Consider the following 10,102-nt stretch of genomic DNA (forward strand, 5'->3'; position numbering starts at 1 on the left):
GAGGTAGAGATATGTTAAAAGTAATTGCAGTAGGAAGATTAACTGCAGATATCAGAGTACAACAAGTTGTTGGTGATGAAAAGATGAGGGTAGCTAATTTTTCTTTAGCATGTAGAGATGGAAACAATACAGAGTTTGCAGATTTTACAGCATGGAATGACATAGCAGAGACACTTGCAAAATATACAAAAAAAGGAGCAATGATTTATATAGAAGGTAGGCAGAAAACAAAAGATACTATAGATAAAGAAACAAGTGTAAAACATAGAAGGGTGTTTACCGTAGTAGATAAATTTGAATTCTTAGAGGGAAAGAAAAAAGATGAATCATTGTTTAACTATCAAATGTAATGTATCTGATATCGATCAACATGGACACTGTGTCCATGTTGATCGATATCTGTATTACGCAAACAAAAAGTGGTATTTACTAATTAACTTCTAAAGTGTCTTTATACTTGCAATAATATTTGGTATGATACTTTATGAGGTGATATAAATGGAAGAAAAATGCAGTTATAGAACTGATGATTGTATTAATAAAGTAAATATAGTAGAACATGAAGGAACGGAGTTGAAATTCGATGCTTTTGCATCGTATACAAATGCTTGGTTGGAAAAAGTAATTAATCATAACAATAATCCCAAAACTAAGTATAAGAAGGAACAATTCAGTTTTGTAGATTGTATGTGTAGTTCAGGACTATACTATAATAAAAAGACAAGTAAGTTTGTAGATGGAACAGTGATAAGAGTAATGAAGATATTTATTAAATTAGCAAATAAATATCCAATGTACGATTTTTATCTTTATTTTAATGATTATGATAAGCAATACTATTCTTGTCTTCAGTGTTTAAAAAGGAACCTTTTAAAAAATAAGCCAATTAATTTATCTGTTGAGATAACAATGTTAGACAAAAATGACTTCATTTATCAATTATCTATAAATGATTTATTTAAAAGAAGGACCAATAAAAGTTTAGTAATATACGATCCGTATGATGTGGATTTTGATTGGAATCATTTGTCAAAATTGTTAAAATTTGATTCGGATTTTATATTTACACATTTTCTTCAAAATGACTTTAAAAGAGCTGTTCACACTGTTAAGGATAAAACTAAAATAGCAAAATATGAACAGTCATATCAAATGGGGTTTGATGAACTTTCTGAAAAGTTTGATAAATTTATTGGCGAATTAAATGAAAGAGAAAATGCTATATATAGGAGTGAACTATTGCGTGATTTGTTTACAGAACTGATTCATAAGTATTCTAATAAGAAATATTCTTGTTATTGTCCTGTATTTAATAGTAAAGCTCCTGTTTATGATATAGTTTGTCTATCTAATTCGAGTGTCGCATTAGGAGTATTAAAAAACGCTATGTATAAACTATATAAAAATAAGAAGGCAGATAAAGTTAAAAAAAGTAAACCAGAACAATTAACTTTATTTGTTGATGAGAAAACTGATGTTGGAATACGAAATGCTAATGTTTCCGAATTCGAATTTCATTATAACAAAGTTGAAATCCTAAAAAAATTTAAGAGTATATTTAAAGGTAAAACAGTAACTAAGGTAGAGATGGAGAAAATATTAAATGAAGATCCCTATTTACCTAGCACGGGAATATTTAAAGATATTATTATGCCAAATTGGCCATATGAAACTCCAAGTCAAACGGGAGGTTTCTACAAATTTAAGGAGGATGATTGAGTTGAATAAAACAAAAATTGAATGGACTGATAAAACGTGGAATCCAATAACAGGTTGTGATCAAGAAAGTGAAGGTTGCAAAAACTGTTATGCTAAGAAAATGGCAAATAGATTATTTTCAATGAAAAATCCAAGATATATTAATAATTTTGGTTTAACAGTTCATGAAGATTTATTCGATAAGCCACTAAAAATTAAACAACCAAGTATTATATTTGTTTGCTCAATGTCTGATCTATTTCATAAAGATGTTCCTGATGAAGCAATCGAGAAGATATATAATGTTATGGTTCAGGCTAAGCAACATATATTTCAAGTACTTACGAAAAGACCGGAACGGATGTATGAATTTTTAAAAGATAAAAAAGTTCCTGATAATATTTGGATAGGTACTAGTGTTGAATTGTCAAAATACCAAAATAGGATTGATTTGGTAAAGAAAATAAATGCGAAAGTAAAATTCTTATCATGTGAACCATTATTAGGATCACTAAAAGAAAATGATTTCAGTGGAATAGATTGGGTTGTAACAGGAGGAGAATCAGGTTCAAAAGCAAGAGCGGTTGATAAGGAATGGGTTCGTGAAATTCGTGATAAATGTAAAGAAAAAAATATTCCATTTTTCTTCAAACAATGGGGAGGATGGAATAAGAAAAAGAATGGTCACGAGTTAGATGGAAAGGTTTATAAAGAAATGCCATTTAATAAATAAAAGGTAAGACTTCATATAGTCTTATTTTTTTATTGCTAAAAATGTTTGTTTGGATAAAAAGGAGAATCGAGAAATGGATAAACTAGAAAAATTAAAAAAGGAATTAAGTAAGACTCGCTCAGAAATTGAGAAATTGAAAAACAAGGAAACTGAGATTCAAGTTAAAATTGAGAACGAAGAGTTAGCACAAATAAAGAAAATTCAGAAACAAAACGGAATTAGTCATGAGGAATTAATTCAGCTACTAAAGCAGAATAGATAAAATTTTGAAACGAAATAAGACTATGACCAAAGTTAAGATTCGAACGAAGGTAAAGGCTAAAAATCAAGATATAAAAAAGAAAGATAGAAGAGCCATGCTCACAATATTGTGAGCATGTGAAATTTTATTTTTGAGATTTAGTTATTCTACTTTTCAAGCATATCGATAAAAATGATATTAGTATTATACTCAGAAATTGGTATTTTACTTCAAAAAGGTTATATGTGATTTATCGAAATTAATAAAATTGGAAAGATAATAAGTGTCCGATTTTAGAAAAATCGGAAAAGGAAAGTAATTTTGAAATTCCGAAAATTATCAAAGTGCTTTCTATCTCGAAATTGTCATTTCTTAATAGAAACGGGATAAAGAGTTATTACGTACAATTCGTACGTAAAACTCTGGGAGAACAACTGGGCAACGCCCAGTTTTAATGAATTAAAGCAATACGTATATTTCGAAAGATTTATACGTATTTTTATATGTGCTGTACGTAAAGAATACGTACGGTTATTTTTAGTGAAAGGATTGATGTAAAGTATGGCTACAAGTGAAGAAATTAGAAAAGAATTTAAGTTTAAAAAGGATACTGTTGAGAAAATTGAAAAACTTAGAAAGGCACAAGAATTAGAAAACCCTGGTATAAAGATTTATTCGAAAACAGTAGTTAGTGATGCAATCGATTTAGCATATTCTGCTAAGTTTGGAAAAGAAGTATTTCAAGAAACAATGACGAGACTAGAATTGATGATTAGCACAACTATGAGCAAATTGTTATTAGAACATCTTGAACCATATGCAAATGCTTTATCTAATATTTATGATCAAGCTGCAGTTAGTAAAGAAGCAATGCTACTTATCCTAGTCGCTAATAATATAGTTGGTAACGATCCAAACGTATTGGCTAATCTTATTTCCAAAAATGCACAGTTAGAATATGTTCTTTCACAAGCAATTGAAATACGAAAGGAAAATAGAAATGAATAGTGTTGATGTAATAACAAAATTCACATATCTGGAACATGGATTAAAAGCTCCTCGTGGATCAAGTTATAAAGGTATAGTAACAACTGCTTCAATTATTGGATGGCGCTCTTATACAGAAAGAAAAGAATCAAGAGAATTGCACAATGATGCTTTGGAAATAAATGAAATAAATCAAAGCAAGCATGATCGTCATGGTTTCTTTAATTATACTGGCGAAAGAATTGGAAGTACTGATACTTATTCATCTATCGGATGGATAAAGACAGAAGAGGAAAGAGAATTATTCAAAGATTTAATTAGCGAGTATTTTCGAGAAGATGGAGATTTAATCTGGACTCCTGTAATATCATTAAAAGACTACATGACTTCAACTGAAATGAAATTATATAGTGATAAAGATTATGCTGCAGTGATTGATAAAATTCTTCCTAAGTTTTTTAAAGAAGCTGGATTTGAAAACGATAATATGTGCTGGTGGATGGACCATCATGTTAATACAGACAATCCTCATGTGCATTTGTCATTCTTTGAAAAAGAGAAAACTATGGATCATGGAAAACTCTCAATGAAGCACATTGAGAAGTTTAAGAAAATGTTTTGGAATGAAGTGTTTGCTAAAAAACGTTTTCTTGAAAAGGCAGGGAAGGAAGCTGTTGTTGCATTTAAAGATAGAGACGTTCTTAAACATTCAGTTTATAAAATGACTGTAGATAAAATTCGAAATTCCTCTGACGAATCCTTCATTGACAAAATGAAAGAGCTTGCTCTGATACTTCCTGAAACCGGGCGACTGCAGTATGGATCATCACATATGATTCCATATCGTAATCAACTTGATCAACTTGTAGATCGTTTGCTGCATATTCCTGATGTGAATGAAAAATATCAGGAGTTCACTGCAGTAGTTCAACAGTTTGATGAGGTACGAGATGAATCATTAAATTTAAAATACCAGGATAGCTTTCTTAATACTGAAGATACAAAACTCAGAAAAACAATTGCAAATGCAATCCTTAGAGAAATTAAACAATGTAATGGTAATTTTGAAAAGTCTTTAATTCGTGATGAAAAAAAACTGGAACAGCTGGAGGGAATTGATGATAGCTTTAAATTGATTCCTGTAGCTAAATCCTTAATTAAATCACAAAATGAATTATTCACAATGATCAGAATACCAAAAACAAAAAGTGTTATAAAAATACCTACTGATAGATTTATGGAAAATCTTGGGGATGGAAAATTATACATTGTAAAAATAAAGCAATTTGATCAATTTAAACTGCCCTTATCAAAATTAGAATTTTTTGATGAAACAACTAAGGATTTAGAAGCTATTACTTATCAGAACATATCAGATTATTTTAGTGATGGAAAAGAGTATATAAAGAATGAAAAAAGGATAATCAGAGAAACGATTGAGTTTGCTGATTTAAAGAGAGGATCACAAAATAAAAACAGTAAGTACACAGCTGAAGAGAAGATGGAATATCAAAAACTTCTCCGTGATCATATGAGAAGTAATGGGTTTAGTATCAATGAAAATGCATTAATTATTCCTATAGCTAAATCATTGATAAAACCATATAACGAAAAGTATGCTGCAGTACGTATTCCAAAATCATCTTCAAAGTTTTTAATCGAAAACAATCGACTCAATGATATATTTGGTAGCGACAAATTATTTATTGCCACTATTAATCAAGGAGATGGGTTTGAGATAATTGGATCCAAAATTAATTTTTATGATGGAACTACTATTCATGCTGATACTTTAAATCATGAAAATGTTTCCGATCTGTTTGATGATGGAAGCGACTATCTTTATGGGTTTGCTGAAATGATTAAACGACATGAAGAATGGTTGAAAAGGAAGAGTGAATGGATGGAAAATCAACATAATTGGAAAGGATCAGCTAAAGGAGTCCGTCGAGCAAGTTTCGCATGGATGAATGAAGTTGAACAAAAGGTAAGGGAAGGACAGCTTGAATACTTTTATGGAAAGGAGTTGGATATATGAGAAAAATATTAATAAGTTTATTAACTACAGTAGTGCTGTATTTTGTATTATATTATGGAATACTTCAGTTATTGTATTTAACAAGTAATGACAGTATACAGTCAATTTCTGATGTTAGCTTAACATTAGACACTAGTTACTATGCAATAGGAGAGAATTATAAGATTGAGACAATAATAAAAGTCTTTTGTGTTGTATTTTTTGTTCTATTAATTAGTAAAGATTTCATCTTTAAAACAGGGAAGTCAAAATATGAAAAAAATTCATATTCAAAATTATTAACTCGGTTTCAAAGAAAAAGGGGATCAGTTAGAACACAGTATGATGATCATGGACGAATAACCAGGAATACTTTGGAGTGTTTGTATGATGATCTGATGAAGCCAATTACAAAATTACAAAATGATATATGCGCGCACTTTCATCTTCCAGAAAGAAAGAAATGGAATAGTGTACCTTCAATTATGGATCCTTCGGGTGATGTAAGGCATCATATATCAGGAATACCGGTTGCAGCATATCGAAAATATTATTTGTTTGGTCCTTACAATCGAATTAATTATCTGAAGGATGTTATCCATGCGTTATTTGTTGGAATGAGTGGGAAAGGGAAAACTCAAACTTATGTGCTTCCGATGATTCAGTCGAACATCGATGCTGGAGAAGGAATGTTTGTTCATGATCCGAAGAAAGAAATTCACGATACTGTAAGAGAACAGCTAGAGGAAGAGGGATATAAAATCATTGTACTAGACTTTGTAAACCCAGAACAAAGTGAAGGATGGAACCCACTCGATTATCCGTATCAGAAGTGGAAACAAGCAATGAAGAAAGCTGGTACAAATGATTATCATGATGCAGATTTAAGTGAAGCAATCGAGTTAGTTTTAGATATTTCTAAAACAGTATCATTTCAAGAAGATGCGCAAAATCCATTCTGGCATGAAGGTGCTGGAGATATGATAGCTGGAGGAGCTTTCTTTGCCATGGAAGAAGGTATTGATGACATGGTTAATTTTTCTACCATCAACTATTTGTATCAATTAGGAACTGGAGAGAATAATAATATTCTAAAACAGTATCTTGAAAAGTTCCGTAAACCAGATGACCAAAGTTCTTTGAAAATGGATACATTCTTTAGTTCTGAAGGTGTAACAAGAGCTGGGTTGAAATCAACATTTAAAAATAAAATTTCGCTTCTAACTGCAACACCAGCAATTCAAAGTTTATTAGCAAAGAGTACATTTTCATTTGATGATATCTTCAATAAAAAGACTGCAGTCTTTATGGTAACTCATGATGAGAAGAGTACATACTATCCACTTGTGACTATGTTCATTAAACAGCTATATGAAGCTGGTATTAAAATCACTCGTGATAATCCTGAGTCAAAGAAATTAAAAGTTCCTTTCAATATGTATATTGATGAAATGGGACTATTACCAGAGATTAAGGATATTGAAGCAATCTATGGTGCAGGTAGATCTAGAGGAGTTCGTATTTATGCATTCTTCCAATCAATTGCACAAATGGTTCAAAAATATGAAACTGAAGGAGCTAAAATTATTGAAGATAACTCAACTCACGTAATTTACCTGGGAAGTAAACTACAAGAAGTAGCTGATTATTTTGAACAGATGGCAGGCAATGAGTTATATTACGAAGCAAAAGAAATGAAATGGAAAGAGAGACCAGTGATTACTTCAGGTAAGCTAAAGAAGTTTGAAAGAGGTCGTTCTTTGGTTACTGCAGTTGAGTGGGATCCATATATAAGTAAACTACCACCGTATGATGAATACGTGTTCGCAAGGAAAGAACGTAAATATGTAATTCCAATTCATAAGGAAAAAGCAAAGTGGTTCAATATTAAAGAAGCTTATGAACAAAAGCAAAAGACATCATTTGAAAGTAAAGGCGCAGGTATGATTAAGTTTGATCAATTAGATCGTGAATTAGCTGATCCATTTAATTAGATTAGTGTGTTCCTCCTTACCCATGTATCTTCGCCCAAAACAACTATCTTGTAAACATTCGCAAAAATCAAAGATTTTTACTCTCGAGCGTCTCCCTCCTTCGCATATCAAAATTTTTTTATCAAGTCCTCTATAGCAAGATTAGAGATCACGACTTGACAAAAAATTTTTGCTCTGCTTTTCGTCGTACGACGTGTTGACAATCTATTTGTTTCGTTCTCCTCACTTAATGTGTAAGGAGGAACAAGAAAATGAGCCCTTGAAATTTATAGATTGAGCCAAAATATATTGGCAATTTGAGTGACGAGTTATAAACAAAAAAAAGGAGGTTTTTAGTATGCTCAATCAATTAGCGTTAGTAGGAATAGTAAAAAATGATGTGGAATTAAGACATGGAAGTGACAATGAGCCATATGTAGTTCTAAGTATAGTAACTAAGATAACAGCAGTAGATGAAATACAATTCTCGGAAATCGATTATATCGTACGTGGACAGAACGCAATTAAGATAGTTAAACACGATAAAGTGAAAGGTGGAACGTTAGCATATCTTAGAGGAAGTGTAATACAAAATAATAATGGTTTAGAAATAATTCCATGTGAATTAGCATTTCTAGGTAGTATGTTAAGTAATCAATTAAGTTAAGTGAAAGAGGAGGAACAAAATGAATTACTTTGTAAGCGAAAATATTTTATATAAAACTGAATTAGAAGTTAAGGTAAAAGATTATGTTGTGGTAATGAGTGGGTATCATGATACACCATCTATCGCTAGAGTTGAAAATATGGTCAATGAGTATGATGCTCTTACCAAATATGACTCTGCAGATGAAGTCATTGATGTAGTTGATATGAAAACATTCAATGAAAAAAGAGAAAAGGAAGTTCGTAGAAGAATTTTACTTGATAAAATGGATGATGAGATGAGGACTATTAAGGCTCTTGAAACATTAGAGAAATATGCAGGAAAGAGTGAGGCAATGACTGAACTACATGCGAAGTTTAAAAATCTTGATAATCCAGTACAATCGGATAATTCGCAACAATCGAATAATCCACAACAAGGAAGCGAGAATTTGGTTTAAATTTGAGGGGTAGTTTATACCCTCTTTTTTCGCGTGCAAACAGTCGCCAGTAGTACGAAACGCTTTTGACACCATTCTTCCTTAAGCGAAGAACGGTCTAATAATACTGGCGACTAATTCAGATCTTTTAGAAAGACAAACAGACGAGAAATGCAGTGTGAACCGTGTTATACTATATACATGAAAATAATTGATGTTGATGTGGTTCTTCAGGAATCAGGAAAAGAAAGATAAGTAATCCATATATTGAAAGTATTACCTATCTTTCTTTTCCCAGAGAAGCATCGGAAATGTTTCAAATCAATAAATATGGGGACAAGCATGATTCTGTTGGCTTTCGGATACGTAGCTTTTCGACTTATGATAGAATCCAAAAGTGGGGTGAGGATGCAAAAGCTGTAGATAATGAGAAGTCTTATTCTATCAAGGATAGCAGTACTTCATGGTAGATAAATCTCTTTGTCGTGGCTTCAACAGAATTTGATACAGCGTGTTGAAAGATTATTATTCCCGTTTGCTTTTAGTGCGGACAAGAGGGGGGGCTGTACTAAACCGCACCAAAATAATTCATCAATGGTGTGGTTTAGTATAAGTATAGTTGTCTAAGCTATTAAGTGTATGCGAAACGAGGCGGTAGAAAAATGTATATATTGATGGTATAATAGGCAAAGGAAAAAAGAATTTGAATATTTAAAATTGTAATTTTCAAAGCTTTATTATGCACGTGGCTAGCAAAGTGAAAATAATTCTGTATAAGGAGAGATAACAATTGAAAATTAAAACAATAAACATATCCCATTATCGAAAAGTTTATGAGGCTCAAATAAATATGGAGGATAACATTACGGTTATTGTTGGAGCAAATAATAGTGGAAAAACATCGCTTGTAGAAGTATTTAATTCCGTTTTCAGCAATGCAAAAGGGAGATTATGTTTTGATGACCTTTCGGCTGTTGAATGTCAGAAATGGAGCAATAACATATATCCCAAATTTTATGATGTTCTTACAGCGAACAAAACAAGAGAAGACATGGTATCAGCCCTGTGTGAAATCATTTCGCCTTCAACGAAACCAGAAGATGCTATATTAATGCCCCCAATTGAATTGAAAATTCAAGTTGATTACAATGAAAAGGAAGATGACATTCGGAATTTTGCCGATTATATTATGGAGTTTGAGCCGAGCAATACGAGCTTTTACTTTATCTATCGTTACGCATTAAATGTTCCCTTTTTCAGAAAAGCCATAGATTGTTCTAGTATAGTAAAGTTGCTACGCCAAGATAGAAAAATGATAAAATAAGTCAAGGAGAAACAATATGCAACAGAAACGATATACGAAAGAAC

The 10,102-nt window shown here is 31.5% G+C and carries 10 protein-coding genes; all 10 read left to right on the plus strand.

Annotation, left to right across the window (positions count from 1 at the left end):
• Positions 1-11: 11 nt before the first annotated feature.
• The 10 genes from J2S15_RS19875 (at position 12) to J2S15_RS19920 (ending at position 10,058) form a co-directional block, all read left to right on the plus strand.
• The gene (locus tag J2S15_RS19875) at positions 12-350 is read left to right on the plus strand and encodes a single-stranded DNA-binding protein (protein ID WP_307412088.1); all 339 of its coding nucleotides are present in this window, start codon (positions 12-14) and stop codon (positions 348-350) included.
• Positions 351-498: 148 nt separating this feature from the next.
• The gene (gene tcmP / locus J2S15_RS19880; protein WP_307412091.1) at positions 499-1,719 is read left to right on the plus strand and encodes a three-Cys-motif partner protein TcmP; all 1,221 of its coding nucleotides are present in this window, start codon (positions 499-501) and stop codon (positions 1,717-1,719) included.
• Between the two features lies 1 nt (position 1,720).
• Positions 1,721-2,431: a DUF5131 family protein gene (locus J2S15_RS19885; RefSeq protein ID WP_320107034.1), complete on the plus strand. Its 711-nt coding sequence runs from the start codon at positions 1,721-1,723 to the stop codon at positions 2,429-2,431.
• A gap of 73 nt (positions 2,432-2,504) precedes the next feature.
• Positions 2,505-2,693, plus strand: a complete 189-nt coding sequence (locus J2S15_RS19890; protein ID WP_307412097.1) for a hypothetical protein — start codon at positions 2,505-2,507, stop codon at positions 2,691-2,693.
• Positions 2,694-3,233: 540 nt separating this feature from the next.
• Positions 3,234-3,680, plus strand: a complete 447-nt coding sequence (locus J2S15_RS19895) for a hypothetical protein (protein WP_307412100.1) — start codon at positions 3,234-3,236, stop codon at positions 3,678-3,680.
• Positions 3,673-5,697 (plus strand): relaxase MobL, encoded by a 2,025-nt coding sequence (mobL, locus tag J2S15_RS19900; protein ID WP_307412102.1) that lies wholly within the window; start codon positions 3,673-3,675, stop codon positions 5,695-5,697. The genes J2S15_RS19895 and mobL overlap by 8 nt, the downstream gene beginning before the upstream one ends.
• Positions 5,694-7,670 carry a type IV secretory system conjugative DNA transfer family protein gene (locus tag J2S15_RS19905; protein WP_307412105.1) on the plus strand — a complete coding sequence of 659 codons (1,977 nt, stop codon included), beginning with the start codon at positions 5,694-5,696 and terminating at the stop codon, positions 7,668-7,670. The genes mobL and J2S15_RS19905 overlap by 4 nt, the downstream gene beginning before the upstream one ends.
• Positions 7,671-8,007: 337 nt before the next feature.
• Positions 8,008-8,316, plus strand: a complete 309-nt coding sequence (locus J2S15_RS19910; protein WP_307412109.1) for a hypothetical protein — start codon at positions 8,008-8,010, stop codon at positions 8,314-8,316.
• A gap of 19 nt (positions 8,317-8,335) precedes the next feature.
• Positions 8,336-8,755 (plus strand): hypothetical protein, encoded by a 420-nt coding sequence (locus J2S15_RS19915; RefSeq protein WP_307412111.1) that lies wholly within the window; start codon positions 8,336-8,338, stop codon positions 8,753-8,755.
• Positions 8,756-9,524: 769 nt separating this feature from the next.
• Complete coding sequence (locus tag J2S15_RS19920; RefSeq protein ID WP_307412114.1) at positions 9,525-10,058, plus strand: AAA family ATPase; 534 nt, start codon at positions 9,525-9,527, stop codon at positions 10,056-10,058.
• The last annotated feature ends 44 nt before the right edge of the window (positions 10,059-10,102 follow it).

The organism is Breznakia pachnodae (assembly GCF_030814225.1).
GTDB classification, from domain to species: Bacteria; Bacillota_I; Bacilli_A; order Erysipelotrichales; family Erysipelotrichaceae; genus Breznakia; species Breznakia pachnodae.

Excerpts from the sequence above, each read along its gene's own strand:
- J2S15_RS19875 (WP_307412088.1), top strand. The coding sequence starts at position 12 with ATGTTAAAAGTAATTGCAGTAGGAAGATTAACTGCAGATATCAGAGTA.
- tcmP (WP_307412091.1), top strand. The coding sequence starts at position 499 with ATGGAAGAAAAATGCAGTTATAGAACTGATGATTGTATTAATAAAGTA.
- J2S15_RS19890 (WP_307412097.1), top strand. The coding sequence starts at position 2,505 with ATGGATAAACTAGAAAAATTAAAAAAGGAATTAAGTAAGACTCGCTCA.
- J2S15_RS19895 (WP_307412100.1), top strand. The coding sequence starts at position 3,234 with ATGGCTACAAGTGAAGAAATTAGAAAAGAATTTAAGTTTAAAAAGGAT.
- mobL (WP_307412102.1), top strand. The coding sequence starts at position 3,673 with ATGAATAGTGTTGATGTAATAACAAAATTCACATATCTGGAACATGGA.
- J2S15_RS19905 (WP_307412105.1), top strand. The coding sequence starts at position 5,694 with ATGAGAAAAATATTAATAAGTTTATTAACTACAGTAGTGCTGTATTTT.
- J2S15_RS19910 (WP_307412109.1), top strand. The coding sequence starts at position 8,008 with ATGCTCAATCAATTAGCGTTAGTAGGAATAGTAAAAAATGATGTGGAA.
- J2S15_RS19915 (WP_307412111.1), top strand. The coding sequence starts at position 8,336 with ATGAATTACTTTGTAAGCGAAAATATTTTATATAAAACTGAATTAGAA.